General features: G+C 72.0%; 10 protein-coding genes. 4 read left to right on the top strand and 6 right to left on the bottom strand.

The window, feature by feature from the left end; all coding sequences use genetic code 11:
- The first annotated feature begins 87 nt into the window (after nucleotides 1-87).
- The 4 genes from KXC43_RS15410 (at nucleotide 88) to KXC43_RS15395 (ending at nucleotide 6149) form a co-directional block, all read left to right on the top strand.
- On the top strand, nucleotides 88-588 hold the full coding sequence (locus KXC43_RS15410) for a hypothetical protein (RefSeq protein WP_221376744.1): 501 nt from the start codon (nucleotides 88-90) through the stop codon (nucleotides 586-588).
- A 63-nt stretch (nucleotides 589-651) separates the two neighbouring features.
- Nucleotides 652-4860: a polymorphic toxin-type HINT domain-containing protein gene (locus tag KXC43_RS15405; protein WP_221376743.1), complete on the top strand. Its 4209-nt coding sequence runs from the start codon at nucleotides 652-654 to the stop codon at nucleotides 4858-4860.
- Nucleotides 4857-5315: a hypothetical protein gene (locus KXC43_RS15400; RefSeq protein WP_221376742.1), complete on the top strand. Its 459-nt coding sequence runs from the start codon at nucleotides 4857-4859 to the stop codon at nucleotides 5313-5315. The genes KXC43_RS15405 and KXC43_RS15400 overlap by 4 nt, the downstream gene beginning before the upstream one ends.
- Nucleotides 5316-5354: 39 nt before the next feature.
- On the top strand, nucleotides 5355-6149 hold the full coding sequence (locus KXC43_RS15395) for a hypothetical protein (protein WP_221376741.1): 795 nt from the start codon (nucleotides 5355-5357) through the stop codon (nucleotides 6147-6149).
- Between the two features lie 6 nt (nucleotides 6150-6155).
- Here KXC43_RS15395 and KXC43_RS15390 read toward each other — a convergent pair whose 3' ends face one another.
- The 6 genes from KXC43_RS15390 to KXC43_RS15365 all read right to left on the bottom strand — a co-directional run bounded on the left by KXC43_RS15390 (nucleotide 6156) and on the right by KXC43_RS15365 (nucleotide 17053).
- The gene (locus KXC43_RS15390; protein ID WP_221376740.1) at nucleotides 6156-7541 is read right to left on the bottom strand and encodes a cellulase family glycosylhydrolase; all 1386 of its coding nucleotides are present in this window, start codon (nucleotides 7539-7541) and stop codon (nucleotides 6156-6158) included.
- A 137-nt stretch (nucleotides 7542-7678) separates the two neighbouring features.
- Nucleotides 7679-10474, bottom strand: coding sequence for a phosphoenolpyruvate carboxylase (gene ppc / locus KXC43_RS15385; protein ID WP_221377092.1), 2796 nt, complete (start codon nucleotides 10472-10474; stop codon nucleotides 7679-7681).
- A gap of 135 nt (nucleotides 10475-10609) precedes the next feature.
- Nucleotides 10610-11614, bottom strand: coding sequence for a glycoside hydrolase family 6 protein (locus tag KXC43_RS15380; RefSeq protein WP_221376739.1), 1005 nt, complete (start codon nucleotides 11612-11614; stop codon nucleotides 10610-10612).
- Entirely contained in the window at nucleotides 11614-13563 is a 1950-nt protein-coding gene (gene glxA, locus KXC43_RS15375) for a radical copper oxidase GlxA (protein WP_221376738.1), read from the bottom strand. Before glxA ends, KXC43_RS15380 begins: the two co-directional genes overlap by 1 nt.
- Complete coding sequence (locus tag KXC43_RS15370) at nucleotides 13560-15299, bottom strand: glycosyltransferase family 2 protein (RefSeq protein ID WP_255644124.1); 1740 nt, start codon at nucleotides 15297-15299, stop codon at nucleotides 13560-13562. The genes glxA and KXC43_RS15370 overlap by 4 nt, the downstream gene beginning before the upstream one ends.
- The gene (locus tag KXC43_RS15365; protein WP_221376737.1) at nucleotides 15299-17053 is read right to left on the bottom strand and encodes a hydrogenase maturation protein; all 1755 of its coding nucleotides are present in this window, start codon (nucleotides 17051-17053) and stop codon (nucleotides 15299-15301) included. Before KXC43_RS15365 ends, KXC43_RS15370 begins: the two co-directional genes overlap by 1 nt.
- Nucleotides 17054-17197: the final 144 nt, after the last annotated feature.

The following is a 17197-nucleotide window of genomic DNA, read 5'->3' as shown; positions in this document are numbered from 1 at the left end:
CGCATCGGTACGGGGCCCGGTGTTGTATCCATAGCCCGTAGTCGATAAATTGCTCCCGGCTTGATAGATCGACGGGGGTAAAAGAAAATGCGGATCCTTCCCTGGGTCGGCGCGGCGACGGTTGCCGTCGCCGCGGGCGTCCTGGTCACCAGCAACCTCGCGCAGGCGGCGGACGAACCGCCGTCACTGGTCGAGGACTACGTGCACCCGGGCAGCGAGCAGATCCTCGCGCAGTACGGGCTCAAGGTCTTCAAGGGCGACGGCCACATCATGTTCACCGAGCGCAAGAACATCGACGTCGACGGCCAGTGCGCCACGGCCGAGATCCAGATCGAGCAGATGGTCGACGTCGACCCGTACAGCTATCTGTACTGCTTCAAGACCATCGGCACCAGCGGCTTCCTCACGCTCGAGGTGCCGAGCACGTTCGGCGTCCGCGCCGGCAACGTCCCGGTCGAGGCCACGGCTTCGACGCCCGAGGGCGAGAAGACGTACGACGTGCCGGCCAACCGGCCCGTCCCGATCTATCCGGGCACGGACGACGAGCTGCCGCAGGCTGTCCTCGTCGAACTCCGTCTGAACGGCTGACCGACCGTACCGAGCAGGTCCCGGGTCCTTTTCACCCGGTGATGATTTCCACGGGGGAAATTCATGAACGACGTCGCACTCCCGCGCGCCCGGCGCGCGGGAGCTTCCTGGCTGCGCCGGATCGCCTCGGTGGCCGCCCTGACCATGGCCGCGCAGCTGCTGACCGCCCAGGCGCCCGCCTGGGCCGACGAGCCGCGGTACGACCGTTCCGTCGTCGTCGACGACATGATGGACGGCGGCCCGTCACTGAGCCGGGCGGCCGAGGCCGTCCTGCTCGGCGGTGACGCCGAGTTCCAGGCCTACCAGGACGGCGCCCGCGAAGCGGCGGTCGAGGCCGACCTGCGGGCCGGCGCCGAGGTGCTGGCCGGCATGGACGGCCCGTCGACGCGGGCGGCGGCGCTGCAGGCGCTGTCGGGCGACGTCGACGACATCCGGGCCTTCGTGCAGGGCGGCTACGACGCTCCCTGGAAGGCGGACGAGCGCGTCCGCGTCTTCCGGGTCGCCGAGTCCGGCGGCCCGACGACCAGGGCCGCGGCCCAGCGCGCGCTGGCCGGCACGCCGGAGGAGCTCAACCAGTTCCTGTCGTCCGGCCGCGAGTCGGCCGAGCACGCCGACGACCGCCTGGCCGCGACGCGGATGCTGACCGGCGGCAGCAACAACAGCGGGCCGATCCTCGACCAGGCGGCCCAGCGCGCGCTCGCCGGCACCGCCGAGGACCTGACCGAATTCCTGGCGACGGGCCAGTTCGTGGCCCGGGCCCGCGACGCGGAGCTCGCGTCCGTCACCAAGCTCACCGAGCAGGCCAAGGAGGCCGGCGAGACGACGGCCCGCGAGTCGCTGGCCGCTCAGGAGGCCTCGACGCGGGCCGTCAACGCCGCCGCCGAGGCCAAGAAGCAGGCCCAGGTGGCCGCGGCCGAGACCAAGGCGGCCGGCCGGGACGCGGCGAAGGCCTCGGCCGCGGCCGGACGAGCTGCGGACGCGGCCGCCGGAGCCGCCGAGGCGGCACGGGAAGCAGTCAGCGCGTCCAACGCGGCCATGCGGGCGGCCCGGATCGCGTCCGACGCGGCCCGCAAGGCGACCACCGCCGCCTCGCTGACGGCGCAGGCGGCGGCCCGGGCACAGCAGGCGGCCGCCCTGGCGCGCACCGACGCGAGCAAGGCCGCGGCCGCCCGGCAGGCTGCGCAGCAGGCCCGGGACGCGGCCGCCAAGGCGCGGCAGCTCGACCAGATCAAGGCCGAACGCGACCGGGCGCTGGCCCAGGCCGAGGCCGCCGGGCAGGCATCGAAGGACGCGAGCGGGCAGGCGGCGGCTGCGGCCACCGCCGCCGCCGAGGCCGGCAACCAGTCCGGCGTCTCGGCCGCCCAGGCCCAGCGGGCCCGGGACGCCGCCGAGCGGGCACGCCGGCAGGCGGCCGCGGCCGGCCGCGCCGCCGACCGGGCGATCTCGCTCGCGCGGGCCGCCGCCAAGGCTTCCGACGAGGCGTTCCGCTTCGCCGAGTCCGCGGCCCAGCACGCCGAACGGGCCGCAGCCGCGGCGATGGAAGCGGCCGACTCGGCCTACGACGCCTCGAAGGCGGCGTCCGAGTCGACCCGGCACGCCGCGGCGGCCATCGAGGCTTCCAACACGGCCGTGCAGGCGGCCAACCAGGCGGTGGAGCTCGAGAAGCTGGCCCGCCAGGAGGACATCGCCCGCCTCGCGGAGGCGACCGAGCAGGGTGTCGAGGCCGCCGAGGACGCGCTCGCGGCCGATCAGGCAGCGAAGGCCGTGGGCGGCGAGATCGCCGAGTGGAACCGGAACCTGACCTGGGACACCCCCGAGGAGGACCGGGTCAGCCCGGCCACCCGGGCGCTGCTGACCACGGCGAGCGCGGTCGGCGCGCCGACCGCGGTGATGATGGAGCACGGTCGCCGGGCCGCCCTCGACCTGACGAAGACCGGCGGCGACTGGTCGAAGATCGCCGCGCAGGACGTGCTGTCCGGCGGCGAGGTCGAGATGCGCTCGTGGCTCACCGAGGGCCGCCGGCTCGCCTCCGGCCAGGACGACCGGGCCCGCGCCTGGCGCCTGATCGACACGCTGCCCGACGGCGCCGAGAAGACCGCGGCCCGCACCGCGCTGGCCGGGGACGACGCCACCGTCGACCGCTTCCTGCGCACCCGCAACTACGCGGGCAAGACCGTCAAGGACCGGGCCGAGATCTACCGGATCCTCGAGACGGCCGGCGGGAACGTCAAGGCCGCGGGGGAGCGGGCGCTCGGCGGCACCAGCGCCGACATGCACCAGTTCCTGCGCAGCGGCCAGTTCACGGCGCGCGCGGCCGACGAGCGGTTCGAGGTCTACCGCGTCATGGAGACCGGCGGCCCGGAGGTTCAGGCGGCCGGACAGGTGGCGCTGGCCGGGCCGGCCTCGTACATCTCGTACTTCCTGAACGTGACGCGCTACAAGGCGGCACAGCGGGACGCCGAGCAGGCGGCTCACGTCAGCACCGTGCGGGCGCTGATCGTCCAGGCCCAGCAGTACGCCGAGACCGCGCTCGCCGACGCGGCCGAGGCCAGCCGGGTCGCGGCGGTTGCCCGCAAGGCGTCGGCCGAGGCCGAGTCGTGGCGGCAGAAGGCGGCCGCATCGGCGACGAAGGCCGGGGAGTACGCCGAGGACGCCCGTCAGTCGGCCAACGCGGCCAAGGCGTCGGCCAACCAGGCGGCCCAGTCGGCCGAGACCGCCAAGTCGGCGGCGAACCGCGCCCAGGCCAGCGCCGAGAGCGCCGCGCGATCGGCGGCGACGGCCACCGCGGCCTCCCGCCGGGCGGCCGGCGACGCGCGGAACGCGGCCAACGCGGCGTACGACGCGAAGCAGTCGGCCCTCGCGGCCGGCCGGGACGCCGCCGCGGCCGACCAGGCCGCCAAGGAAGCGTCCGCGATCTACACGCAGGCGCTCAAGGAGGACGAGGCCCTGCGGCGCAGCACGCAGGCGGGCACCGCGTTCGGGGGCGACGGCGCCGCGCTCGACGAGCACAAGTCGTGGGGCTGTCTCGCGTCCACGGACGCGCTGAGCGCCAACTGCGTCGGGGTCTACAAGGACTTCGCCAAGGCGCTCGTCAATCCGCAGCAGTGTGCCTCGACGACCGAGCGCAACCTCGGCTGCGACATGCTGAAGGACCTCAACACCTTCGTGCAGGACAACCCCGACCTGCTGATGGACATGCTGCAGTTCGTCCTCGGCCTGTGCGGGATGGTTCCGGGCGTCGGTGAGGCGTGCGACGCGGCCGACGCGGCGATCTCCTTCGGGCGCGGCGACGTCCTGGGTGGCCTGCTGTCGGTCGGTGCGGCCGTGCCGGTCGTCGGCTGGCTGGCCTCGGGCGCCAAGATGCTCAAGAACTCCGACAAGCTGCGCAACATCAAGAACATCGTGCGCACGCTGATGGGCGGATGTAAGAACAGCTTCACCGAGGACACGCCGGTCGTCATGGCCGACGGCACCGAGCAGCCCATCGACGAGGTCGAGAAGGGCGACGAGGTGCTGGCCACCGACCCCGAGACGGGGCGGAGCGGAGCCCGGCCGGTCACCGACACCATCGTCGGCTCGGGGACCAAGAGCCTGGTGGCTGTGAAGGTCGCCGGTGGCGGCGCGGTCACGGCGACGTCGAACCACCCGTTCTGGGTGGCCGACCTGCGGGCCTGGGTGCCGGCCGGCTCCCTCGAGGCGGGCCAGTGGCTGCGCACCGCGAGCGGGACGTGGGCCCAGATCGAGGCGGTCGAGCCGCGGACGGCCGAGGCGCGGGTCTTCAACCTGAGCGTCGCGGGCATCCCGACCTACTACGTGAAGGCCGGCGCCACCCCGGTTCTCGTCCACAACTGCCAGGGAAGCGACCTCGCCGCCGCCTACCGGGCGAACCAGAACAACGGCGCCGGCATCGACCGCAACATCGCCGTGGCCCAGCACGACCTGTTCGGCGAGATGGACACGCTCTACAGCGTGAGCGGCAAGCACCGGAACCCGGGCACCGTCGAGGCGCCGGCGGCGCGCCAGTTCTCGACCCCGCCCGGCAAGGAGTGGGACTCCGAGGCTCAGATCCTGGAGCACTACGCGTCGTTCCTGCCGGCCGACGCGCGTGGCACGATCAAGCTCTACACCGAGGCCGCGCCCTGTCCGAGCTGTTCGTCGGTCATCCAGCAGTTCAAGAACAAGTACCCCAACATCAAGCTCGACATCTCGTACACCTGGGAGACCCCGGAAGAGATGCAGAAGGCCCTGAGGGACAAGCGAAAGCCCAAGTGACGTCGTTCGAAGCCCTGGCCCGGGTGATCATCGAGACGGGCGGACGAGTCAGCGGCCTCACCGCTGACGAGATCCGCGAGATCACCCTGGGTCAGGGCCTCGACCGGCTCCCGGCGAGGTACGAGGAATACCTGAGGTTCCTCGGCGGGCCGAAGAGCTTCAGCCTGATCGCCGGCATCGAGAGCTATCCGTACCTCGTCGAGCTCAAGGACGAGGCGCGGGCGCTGCTGGAGACCGAGGGCCACCCCGAACTTCTGCCGGACACCGCCGTCGTCATCGGCATCCACGGTGGTTACGCCGTCCACTGGCTGACCGACGCGGCGCTCGACGATCCACCGGTGCAGTTGTACGAGGAGGGCGACGCCGGCGTCGCGGCCGAATGGCCGAGCTTCACCGCCTGCGTCGAGGAACACGCTCGGGTGGCCGGATTGCCGTGGGGCAGCAGCCCGGGCTGAACCCACATCCTCGACAGCGGTCGAAGCGTTCCTCAACACATGGGGCATACGTCTATGTGGCCGGGTGGGGTCTTCCTCTCGTTCGGCCTCTGGCCGGGACGGGATCTGGACGAGCCCGCCCTGGCCGCAGTCGCCGACGTCCTGGAGCAGTGCGGCGGGACCTACAGCGGCGCGATGTTCTTCGGGCCGACCGGGCTCGCGTTCTCGCGGGTGCCGGATGCGCCGGGCATCTCGTACGCCGGGGCTCGATCGGCCCGGGAGGTGCGCCGCGGTCTGCGCGACGGGTGCGCGTACCGGGTCGCCATGAGCCTGCCCGGCGTGGGGCAGGCCGCGGTCTCGTTCGAGGCGACGCCCGGTGAGGAGCTTCCGGCCGGGCAGCACCCGGTGGACGTCACCGTCGAGGCGGGCGCCTTCGCCCTGCCCCGATCACTCTGGGACGAGCGGGAGCGGGACGCCGCCGAGGTCCGCGAGGAGGTCGTGCTGCGCTATTTCGAGGCTTGCTGCGCGGCGCTCGACCCGGCCTACGCCGTCCTGCACTCGGAGGGTTCGACCCCGACCCCGGCCGCGCTCGCCGGCGGGCGGCAGCTCGGCACCGACGTCTACGTGTCGCGGCGGCTCGGCCTCGGCGCCCGGCTCAACCAGGTGGCCCGGCTGTCCCAGGTGCGGGAGTGGACGACCGGCACCTTCTACTCCGGGTGGTTCCTGACCGAGACCCCCGACCTCGACGCCCTGCTGGCCGCCTGGACCAGGCCGTCCATCGTGATCGGCGAGCGGCTGATCCGGGAACACGTGCGCCCCGGGCCTGGTGGGAAGCCCGGGGCGCACGTGGTCTGAGGCCGATCAGAAGTTGTCGGCGGTCCGGATGCGGCTGCGCAGGTAGGTGCCGGACTCGGTGAGGACGCCCGTGCCGGCGTAGGTCGGGCCGCCGCACGTGCCGGGGCGGAAGGCGGCGCTGCTCTCGTCGGCGTCGGAGTACGTCCAGTTGGCGTAGCCGATCTGCAGGCGGTCGAGCAGGTCGAGCCAGGTGGCGGTGCTGGCCAGGTCGACCTGGCCGCCGCCGGTGTAGGTCACCGTGCCGAACTCGGTGACGAACAGCGGGAGCGAGGCCGCGGCGCGCTGCACCTCGGCGCGGTAGTTGTCCTTGTGCGAGGCGGCGTAGAAGTGGAACGCGTACATGATGTTGGACGCGTTGACCGGGTTCGCGGTGATCTCACTCGAGGTCGCGCCCTCCGAGACACCCAGCGAGGACCAGCCGCGCGAGCCGACGATGACCACGGCGTCCGGGTCGTTGGCCCGGATCACCGGGATGACCTGCTCGGCGTAGCTCTTGATGCCGGCCCAGCTGACGCCGTTGGGCTCGTTGGCGATCTCGTAGATGACGTTGTTCTTCGAGGCGTGCCGGGCCGAGACCTCGGCGAAGAACATCTTGGCCCGGGCCAGGTTGTAGTTCGGGTCGCCCGGGGTCAGCGTGTGGAAGTCGATGATGGAGTAGAGCCCGCGCTGGGTGGCCTCCTCGACCAGGTTGTTGACCTGCGCGGTGAAGCCGGCCGGGTTGGTCTCGTAGCCGCCCTCCTGCACGTACATCGAGACCCGCAGCAGGTCGGCCTTCCAGTCGTCGGCCAGCGCGTCGAGCGAGGCGTCGTTGTAGCAGTCGGCGAACCACTGCAGGCCGTGCGTGCTCATGCCGCGCAGCTGGATCGCCTTGCCGGCCGCGTTGCACAGCTTCACGCCGCAGACCCGCAGCTGCCCGTTCTGCGCGACGGGGGTGGTGCCCGCCGGGGGAGTGGTGGGCGGCGTGGTGGGCGGTGTCGTGACGGGCGGGGTGGTCGGGCCGGACGAGCCGTCACAGCTGGCGCCGTTGACCGAGCACGAGGTCGGCCGCCCGGTGCCGTTGGCGATGAAGCCGAACGAGGTGGAGGCGCCCGCGGCCAGCGTGCCGTTCCAGCCGGCCGGCGTGAACGTCCAGGTCGAGCCGGACGCCGACTGCGTGGCGCTCCAGGAGTTGACGATCGTGGTACCGGCGGGCAGGGTGAGCTGCACCCGCCAGGTGTTGATCGTGGACGACGTGTTGTTCCGGACCTCGACCTGGCCCTGGTAGCCGTTGCTCCACGAGCCCGTCACCGTGAAGGCGGCGGTCTCGGCGTTGGCCGGCTGGGCGATGACCGTGGCCACCGAGGCGGCGGCGATCGCGACTGCGACGCCGGCGGCAAGTCTCCATCTGCGCATGGGGATCGGGGCTCCATCGGGGAGGGGAAAGGGGACGTGGGAGCGCTCCCAGGTCGCACCATAGCCGTCTCTCGATGGCTCCGCAAACGCTGAACGGGCCCGGGATCAACTCCCGGACCCGTTCAAAGTGCACCAAATCAGCCGGTGTTGCGCATCCCCGCGGCGATGCCGTTGACCGAGGTGAGCAGGGCCCGCTCGAGCGCCGTCGAGTCGGACACCACCCGCCGCGAGCCCGGCGCCACCACGCTCTGCCGGTCTGCCTCGCCCGCTTCGCGGTACTGCCGCAGCAGCGCCACCTGCAGGTGGTGCAGCGGCTCGAGGTACGTGTCCCGCACGTCGAGGGTGCGCTTGAGCTCGGGCTGGTTCTCGAGCAGCGAGGCCTCGCCGGTGATGGCCAGGATCTCGCGCACGGTCAGCTCGTACTCCGCCTCGATCGTGGCGAAGATCGGGCGGAGGTGTTCCGGCACCAGGGTCTCGACGTAGCGCCGGGCGATGGTCAGGTCGGTCTTGGTCAGCATCATCTCGACGTTCGACACGAACGTCTGGAAGAACTGCCAGTTGCCGTACATCTCCTGCAGCGTCTCGGTGTGGCCGGCCTCGCGGGCCGCCTTGAGACCGGTGCCGACGCCGAACCAGCCCGGCACGATCTGCCGCGTCTGGGTCCAGCCGAACACCCACGGGATGGCCCGCAGGCCGCCCAGCCCGGCGTCGGCGTTGGGCCGCTTGGCCGGGCGGGAGCCGATGTTCAGCGCGCCCAGCAATTCGGTCGGGGTGGCCGCCCAGAAGTAGGCCGCCAGGTCCGGATTCTCGACCAGCGAGCGGTAGGCCGTGAACGCCGCGTCCGAGGCGGCGTCCATCGTGGCGTCCCAGCGGGCCAGCCGCTCGAGGTCGACCGACGGCGAGGTGTGCAGCAGCGTCGCCTGCAGCACCGCGGCCACCGTGAGCTCGAGGTTCTCGCGGGCCAGGGCGGGCAGCGTGTACTTGTCGGAGATGACCTCACCCTGCTCGGTCACCTTGATGGCGCCGTCCAGCGTGCCGTACGGCTGGGCCAGGATCGCCTCGTGGGTGGGGCCGCCGCCCCGGCCGACGGTGCCGCCGCGGCCGTGGAACAGCCGTAGCCGCACGCCGTGACGGGCCGCCACGTCACGCAGGGAGCGCTGCGCCTTGTGGATGCCCCACTGGCTGGTCGTGATGCCGCCCTCCTTGTTGGAGTCGGAGTAGCCGAGCATGACCTCCTGCACGTCGCCCCGGGCCCGCACGATCTCGCGGTAGGCCGGCAGCGACAGCATCTCGTCGAGCAGGTCACCGCCCGCGTCGAGCTCGGCCGGCGTCTCCAGCAGCGGCACGATGTTGACCCGGGCACGCCCGGTGTGGATGTCGACCAGGCCGGCCTCACGGGCCAGCACGGCCGCCGCCAGCACGTCGTCGACGCCCAGGGTCATCGAGATGATGTACGTCTCGATGACGTCGGCGCCGAAGCGGTCCTGCACGTCACGGATCGTGTTGAACACGTCGAACGTCTTGCGGGCCGAGTCCGTGAGCGGGGTGTCGGCGCTGCTCAGCGGCCGCCGCCCGGTCAGCTCGGTGGCCAGCAGCTTGGTGCGGTCGGCCCGGTCGAGCACGGCGTAGTCGTCCACCTCGCCGACCTGCGTGTACATCTGCTGCAGCACCTCGTGGTGCTTCTCGGCATGCTCCCGCACATCCAGCGTGGCCAGCTGCAGGCCGAAGGCCGACACCGTACGGATCGCCGTAGCCACCACGCCGACCGCCGTGAGCTGGCCCGAGTTGCGGGCCAGCGAGGCCCGGATCAGCTCGAGGTCGCTGATCAGCTCGTCGCTGCCCAGGTAGTCGCGGCCGGGCACGTGGACGGTGCCGTTGCGCAGCCGGGACCGGGTGTTGGCCAGCTTCGCCTTGATCGCCCGCACCTTGAGCCGGTACGGCTCCTCGGCGTTCGTGCGGCGGAACCGCGGCGCCACCTCGGGCAGGTTTTCGAGATCCTTGGCGAGCGACGCCGACAGGTCGAGCGAGACCCCGCGCAGCCGCCGCGACACCGACAGCATGTCGATGAGCTGGTCCATCGCGGCCTCGGTGGCCTGGATGCCGTGCTCGTGCTGGATCATCAGCACGTCCCGGGTGACGGCCGGCGTGACGAACGGGTTGCCGTCGCGGTCGCCGCCGATCCACGACCCGAAGGTCAGCGGACGGGCCGTGGGCGCTGTCTCGACCCCGAGCTGGCGCAGCGTCTCGGCCAGGTCGGCCAGCACCTGCGGGGCGGCCTCGGCGTACAGGTCGCGCAGGTAGTAGACGGCGTTGCGCGCCTCATCGGTCGGTTCCGGCCGGTCCAGCCGCAGTTCGTCGGTCTGCCACAGCAGGTCGATGAGCTCGGCGAACTTGCGCGTCGAGGCGGTGGTGTCGGCCTGGCCGTAGAGCACGGCGGCGGCCGCCTCGGCGTCGAGCGCGTCGGCCAGCTGGCGCAGCTTCGACAGGATCGAGCGGCGGGACGCCTCGGTCGGGTGGGCCGTGAAGACCGGGCGGACGGCGAGGCGGCGGGCGGCCGCGGCGATCTCGTCGGCCGGCACCCCACGCTCCGCGATCAGCTTGGCTGCCTGGTCGAGCCAGCCGCCGTCGTGCGCACGCCGCCGGCGCAGGTCGCGCGAGCGGTGCACCTGCTCGGTGATGTTGGCCAGCTGGAAATAGGTGGAGAACGCGCGGGCCAGCTTGGTGCCGGTCGTGACGTCCATGGCGGCCAGGCGGTCGGCCGCGGCCTGCGGGTCCTGCCGGACCAGGGCGCGGATCTCCTCGACCAGGTCGAGGAGGGGGCGGCCTTCCTGGCGGGCCAGCGTCTGCCCGAGCAACGTGCCGATACGCCGGATATCTGCGCGTAGAGCGGCATCGGGGCCGTCGGGGTCTAGCTGGCCGTGCTGGTCGGGCATATGCTGCTGCGCGCTCATTATCGGGGGCGCTCCTTCGCCTCAAAGGTGCTCCAGGACAGCGCTGTCCCGACTTCGCCGATCGTATCGGCGTACCCCCACGGAGGGGGAATTTGAGGTAAGTCTCACCTACGCCTCTTATCTGGCGAGCCCCAGGGCGTACGCCGGAAACCATCGGCCGGCGGGCGGGTGGCCCGGGGCGCAGGCGCCATCGGACTCCCCGGGACGTTTCACCCACAGGTACGCGTCGACCAGTGAGAAGCCGGTGGAAAGGGTCGGCACCGGCCCCAGCCTGCGCCCGGGCGGGTTGCACCAGTGCCGGTCGCCCGCCCCACGCTGGGCCGGCCCGTTCCCGTTGCGGCTGGTGTCGACGACGAAGTGCTTGCCGCCGACCGTCCGCGACACGGCCAGTCCGTACCGCACGTTGTCGCCCGTGGTCTCGAAGTTGGCCACGTTGAGCGCGAACCCGGCCGCCGCGCCCACCCCGGCCGTGCGCAGCGCCGGCCCGATCTCTGCGGCCGGGATCCAGGTCGGGTTGCCGGCGTCCAGATAGACGCGTACTCCGGGCGCGGTCCGCAGGGTCGCGATGGCGTGCCGCAGCAGGCCCAGGCGTTCGGTGCGGCGGGCCGGGGTCAGGCACCCGCGCACGGCCTGGGCCAAGGCGTCGGGCTCGAGCACCACGATGGCGCGGTGGCCGCGCAGGGCCCCGGCCAGCGCGGTCACCCACCTCCGGTACGCGACGGCGTCGGCCGCCCCGCCCGCCGAGTGACCCGAGCAGTCCCGATGCGGAATGAAGTAAAGCGTCAGGACGGGCATCCGCCGGGCCGCCGTGGCCGCCGCGGCCAGCCGTCGCGCCCGGTCGGCGTAGCCCGGCGAGTCGTCGGTGAACCAGACCGCGGCCGGCTGGTCGGCGATGCGCCGGATGATCGTCGCCTCGGGCCGTCGGCCGGCCCGCTCCAGCGCGCGGGCAGCCGCCACCGCCGCGCCCGACGGGTCGACGTAGAGGTGCGGGCTGACGGCGCGCGGCGGTGGCGGGGTCAGCAACTCCGGGTCGCGCTCGCGGGCCCCGGCGGCAACGGCGACGGTGCCGAGCCCGACGAGCGCGGCCGAGACGATCAGGGACACCCGTATGCGGCGGGCCATCACCGGACCCGGATCCAGCGGGCCACCGACGGTAGCCCTCGGTCGTCGACGAGGAAGAGCATGTACCAGCCGGAGGGCGCGACCCCGGGCTGCCGGGGCACCCGCAGGTCGAGGCGGCCGTCCTTCCGGGTCAGGCCGAGGGCGACCGAGCGCTGGTCGGTGTCGGTGCCGTGGGTGACCGAGCTGGGGCGGACCAGCCGGGCCGAGGCCACCCGGGCCGCGTCGGGCGAGCCCACTCCGAAGATGCTGCCCCGTGCGACCTCGCCCGGCGCGTGGCCGATCGCGGGTCGCTTGCCCCGGAACAGGTAGGGCGGGCTGTAGACCTCGATGCGCTGCTCGAACGTGCCCGGCGCCCGGCCCGTGCGGTCGTAGAGCGGGTCGCTGCCCATCGTGATGACCCGGCCGTCGGGCAGCAGGATCGCCTCGGAGTGGTAGTTGCGCCCGACCGTCGACTCGGCGGCGGTGCGGAACGAGTTCGTCGCGGGCACGTAGAACTGCGCGTTGAACAGGTCGCTCCGCTTCGCGCCGCGGTAGGGGCCACCGCGGTAGCCGGAGGAGCCGCCGCTGGTGAAGACGGTGTCGTCGGGCAGCACGACGGTCGACAGGTAGCGTGCCGGCTTCGGCAGGTCGGGGCCGGGGCGGTAGACCGGCTTCTTGTCGCGCAGGTCGACGATGTCGGTGCGGGCCGTCGAGACCGGCGAGTCGCCGACCCCGCCCCCACCGAAGATCATCACCTGCTGGTTCTGCACCGGCGGCAACATGACCGAGGTGGCCGTCTCGTTGAGTTCCGGCTGCCGCAGACCCGGCACGGGCTGGAAGCGGTTGCCGTCCAGGTTCCAGACCCCGGGCGTACGGCCCTCCTTGTCCGAGCCGTAGCCGCTGTTGGCGCCGGAGTAGAACAGGCGGCCGTCGGCCATCCCGTGCAGGCTCGGATAGGTCGGGAAGTAGCGCTGGAACTGGGGCGCCGCCGACCAGGTGCGCGTGCGGGAGTCGTAGACCTCGTTGCGTCCGGGGATGATCCGGCCGAACTCGTCCAGGCCCGAGACCGCGAGCACGTCGCCGTCGGTCAACGTCACCAGCGTCGGGTACCAGCGGTGTTCCTTGAGGTCACCGGTCTTGTGATAGCGCTCGGTGCGGGGGTCGAACTCGTACGACGTCTTGTCGCCGCCGTACTCCTGCTTCTCCCGCGTGATCTTGTCGGCCACGCCGTAGACGTTATTGGCGTCGGGGCCGGTCAGACCGGTGATCCGGTATTGCGCACCCTCGCGGACGACGGCGGCGTCCCCCGGGCGTACGGCGTCGACCCAGACCTCGACCTCGCCCGCCGTGACCGCGACGTGCGGACCGTGCACCACCTTGCGGGCGGCCGGAACCGTGAAGGCGGTGCGGCTGGCGTACTCGTGCCCGGCCGCCGAGCGGAACCGGGTGCCCTTGCCGAAGGCGCGCGGGCCGTGATCGGGCGACTCGTTCTTGACCTTCATGACGCCGCCGGCCCGCTTCACATCTTTCTCGAGCACCTCGTACGACTTGGTGCCCCCGGCGATCAGCAGATTGCCGTTGGGCAGGAAGCTGTGCCCGGCGCAGAACACGTCGGTCGGCGTCGGGACCTCGCTGAACTTGTCGGCGCGGGGGTCGTAGAGCACCGTCCGGAAGGTGCCCGCCTCGAACCGGTCGCGGTTGTTGCCGCTGCCCGCCACGATCAGCACCTTGCCCGTGCTGAGCAGGGCGGCGTGAATGGCGTTGACCTTGAAGCCGGACGGCACCGGCAACCGGGCCCAGTGCCCGAACTTCTCCTTGTAGGACTGCCGGTTGATCGAGTAGTTGTGCAGCGCCTCGGATCCGGCCGCTAGGACCGGGCGGTTCGCGAAAGCGACCACGGCGAGCACCACCACCGCGACTGTTCCGCTGGCCATCCGGCGCGCGAGACTGGGGCGGGGGCGGGGCTTCATACGGTGGACTCCTCAGGTCTAGTCCGGCGGCGCAGGACGTACCAGAGCGCCGGCGGGGTCAGGCAGATGAGCAGGTTGAGCGCGGGCCAGACGAACATCGCGTTGTCGACGTGCCCGGTGACCTCGGCGATGATCAGCAGCACGACGAAGAACACCGCCCAGCGCAGGCCGGGCGCGAACGTCGCGAGCCGGTCCGGGCTGGTCGAGTCGCCCTTCGGCGTGACCACGAAGCCGGCCTTACGGCGCAGCACCGCGCCCACGAAGGACGAGACGTAGATCGGCGTCGACAGGGTGGACGCCACCATGCCGGTCAGCCCGGACGAGCCGGCCTCCTCGTGCGGGCTGGTGTTGTGCCGCCGGTTGAAGACGTAGAGCCCGATCTGGAAGAGCGCGGCGTCGATGTAGAGCATCAGCCACACCTCCTGCGGCACGTGCACGCCCTGGGCGCCGAGCGCGAGGTAGCAGAACGCGTTCAGCGCGCCGAGCAGCCAGGCCAGCGCGGTCAGCGGGTAGTACGACATCAACAGGCCATAGTGGAGCGCCCGGCCCGGCCCGAGCTTGCGGACCAGCCCGGCGAATTTGCTCAGCACCACCTCGTCGGTGCCGCGCGACCAGCGGTGCTGCTGGGTGAAGTAGTCGGTCCAGGACGACGGGCCCTCGCCCACGGCCAGCACGTCCGGCGTGTACACCGACCGCCAGTTCGCGGCGTGCAGCGCGAGGCTGGTCGCCATGTCCTCGGTGATCGAGTCCTGCAGGCCGCCGATCGATTTCAGGGCCGAGATGCGTACGGCGTTGTTCGTCCCCACCAGCATGGCGATCCCGCGCCGGTTGCCGGCCCGCTGCAGCAGCGAGTGGAACAGGTACTGCTGCGACTCCGCCCAGCGCGTGACGAGGTTGTCGTAGTTGCCGTAGATCTGCGGCCCCACCACGAATCCCACCGCCGGGTCGCGGAAGTAGCCCAGCAGCCGCTCGCAGAAGTTGGGCAGCGGCACGTGGTCCGGGTCGACCGAGACGAACACGTCGTAGTCGTCGCCGTGCACGTCGACCCACGAGTTGTAGTTGCCGTGCTTGGTCTTCGCCTTGAAGGCGCCCGACGGCGTGTTGAACTTCTCGATGCCGCGCCGGCTGAAGTGCCGCACCCCGAGCCGCTCACACATGGCCTTGACCTCGGGGTCGTCGCCCTCGTCGAGCAGCCACACCGCGTACGTGCCGCCGTAGCGCACGTTGCGGGCCGCGCGCAGCGTCCGCTCGACCATCGCCACCGGCTCCTTGCCGGGCACGATCGTGGTCAGGAAGGCCACCCGCAGCCTCGTGTCCGGCACCACCGGCACCGGATCGCGCGCCCACCACGTGGCCAGGCACAGCGTGACCACATTGACCAGACGGAACAGCTCGATGGTGGCGGTCGCGCCGATCATCACGATGGCCCCGCCGTAGAGCACCGGGTTCAGCCGCCGGTCGGGAACCTCGATCGACGCGATCAGCCAGCCGAAGAACGTGCTCTCGAAGGCGAACGCGAACAACGTGATCAGGACGGCGAGCACCGGCCGGCGCCGGGACAGGCGCTTCATGCGTACGGAATAGGCCTCGCCCTCCGCCGGCGGCGGATCAGCCGGACCGGCGAGCACGCTGTAGGCGCTGTAGTTGTAGCGCGCGGGCAGCAGCATCGTGGCTGCCTGGAGCGCGGCGCTGACCCGGACCCGGCCGGTGGGGACCTTCTTCTGGAGCGTGCTCATCAGGCGGACAGGGGCACAGCAGGGCGCACCGCGAGCTGGCGGCTCTCCTTGGGCGCGATCCGGCTGACGTTGGCCGGGATCAGCCGCAGGCGTTCAGGCGTCTCGACCGGCTGCGCCTTGGTCACGAAGTCGTGCCGCGCGGCGGCGAACCCACTGCGGTCGCCGAACATGTCCCGGCTCATCTCGGCCAGCTCGCGGGCCTCGTAGACCTCGAGCGGCACACGCTCGCCGGCCAGCCGCTTTGCCTTGGCCTGACGGCGGCGGCGGGCGGTGCGGGGGTCGCTCTCCCGCTCGGCCAGGGCAGTCAGCCATTCCGCGTACGCCTCGGGGTGGCGCGGCCCGACCTCGTCGACCAGCCCGATCCGGGCCGCCTGCTCGGCGCTCACCGGCAGCTTGTCGTCGACCAGCCGCTGCGCCTGCTCCTCGCCGACCCGGCGGGGCAGCGTGAAGGTGTGCAGCTCGGAGCCGTACAGGCCCATGTCGTAGTAGGGGTTGAGCACGATGCCCGCGCGCGCCGCCACCAGGTCAGCGCCCAGGCCGAGCATCACGCCGCCGGCGCCCGCGCTGCCCGCGTACGCCGCCACGACCACCTGCTTGGTGCAGGTCACGAGCTCGCGGCACACGTCGTTGATGGCCCGGATGTTGGCCCAGGCGCTCCCGGCCGGGTCGGTCGACGCCTCGATCACGTTCAGGTGGATGCCGTTGCTGAACGCGTCCGTGCCGCCGCGCAGCACCAGCACCTCGGTGTCCTGGGCGGTCGCGTGCTGCAACCCGGCCAGCAGCCGCCGGCAGTGCCCCGGCGCCATCGCGCCGTTGTAGAAGTCGAAGGCCAGCCAGCCGATCCGGCCCGTGCGGCGGTAGCGCACCTGGCGGTACGCGGACGGGGACTCGGGCTCGGTGCCGACCGGCAGGGGCGAGTTGGGCACGCCGCGCAGCCGCGAGCCGAGCAGGGTGGTCGCCGGCAGTTTGATGCCGGCCTCGGCGTCCCGCAGATGGCCGATCCAGAGGCTGCCGTCGCCGGTGCCGACGAGCACGGCGCCCTGCCGGCGGCCGAGCATCTGGCCCGGTCGCGCCGCCCGGGCCAGGCCGGGGGTGGCGTCGTACGCGAAGACCGGCCGCCCGGCAAGCACGGTGCGCACTCCCGGGGCGCCGTCGGCCGCCCGGATCTTGCGCAGGATCCGCTCGGTCGGGTCGGACCAGTCGAAGGCACGGTCGTCCTGCTTCATCAGCGGCCGCGGGCGGGCGCCGGGCGCCTCGGTCGGCGTCTGGTCGGCCGGCACCGGCTTGAAGCTCTTGTCGGCCGCCTTCGCCACCGTCTCGAGGATGCACTCCATCGCGGCGTCGGCCACCGGCCCGTTGTAGAGCGACGACTTACGCGGGGGAGCGGCCGGCATGGGGAAGGAACGGGTGGCCCAGATGGGTCCCGCGTCCATCTCCTCGACGGCCTGCAGCGCCGTGACGCCCCAGGTGCGCACGCCGTCGGCGATGGCCCAGTCCAGCGAGGACGGACCGCGGTCGCCGACCGGACCGGGATGGATGATCACCGTGCGCCGGTTCTTCCAGACCTCGGCCGGCACCCGCTGCTTGAGGAACGGGCACAGGATAAGGTCGGGACTCGTGGCCCGCACCGCCTCGATCATGTCGGCCGCGCCGGTGGCCAGCTGCACTCCGACGTCGTGCCCGGCCTCGCGCAGCGTGCACCAGGCGCGCTGGCTCAGGCCGTTGAACGCCGTAACGAGCAGCAGGATACGCACGTTGCCTCCCCAGGGAATGCTTTCCGCCGCTGCCCACTATTGCCCCGGTATCGATGCATATGTCGGACGATTTGTGCGTCGCTCATAAATGTCGGTGGCACGGACTAAACTTGTCGACGTACCCCCGCCCTTCAGGGCGACTGG

This window comes from Paractinoplanes polyasparticus, assembly GCF_019710575.1.
GTDB classification, from domain to species: domain Bacteria; phylum Actinomycetota; class Actinomycetes; order Mycobacteriales; family Micromonosporaceae; genus Actinoplanes; species Actinoplanes polyasparticus.
The sequence above is the reverse complement of the archived record's forward strand: the minus strand, read 5'-3'. Positions and strand labels throughout refer to the sequence as shown.

Excerpts from the sequence above, each read along its gene's own strand:
- ppc (WP_221377092.1), bottom strand. The coding sequence starts at position 10,474 with ATGCCCGACCAGCACGGCCAGCTAGACCCCGACGGCCCCGATGCCGCT.
- KXC43_RS15410 (WP_221376744.1), top strand. The coding sequence starts at position 88 with ATGCGGATCCTTCCCTGGGTCGGCGCGGCGACGGTTGCCGTCGCCGCG.
- KXC43_RS15370 (WP_255644124.1), bottom strand. The coding sequence starts at position 15,299 with ATGAGCACGCTCCAGAAGAAGGTCCCCACCGGCCGGGTCCGGGTCAGC.
- KXC43_RS15405 (WP_221376743.1), top strand. The coding sequence starts at position 652 with ATGAACGACGTCGCACTCCCGCGCGCCCGGCGCGCGGGAGCTTCCTGG.
- KXC43_RS15380 (WP_221376739.1), bottom strand. The coding sequence starts at position 11,614 with ATGGCCCGCCGCATACGGGTGTCCCTGATCGTCTCGGCCGCGCTCGTC.
- glxA (WP_221376738.1), bottom strand. The coding sequence starts at position 13,563 with ATGAAGCCCCGCCCCCGCCCCAGTCTCGCGCGCCGGATGGCCAGCGGA.
- KXC43_RS15390 (WP_221376740.1), bottom strand. The coding sequence starts at position 7,541 with ATGCGCAGATGGAGACTTGCCGCCGGCGTCGCAGTCGCGATCGCCGCC.
- KXC43_RS15395 (WP_221376741.1), top strand. The coding sequence starts at position 5,355 with ATGGGGCATACGTCTATGTGGCCGGGTGGGGTCTTCCTCTCGTTCGGC.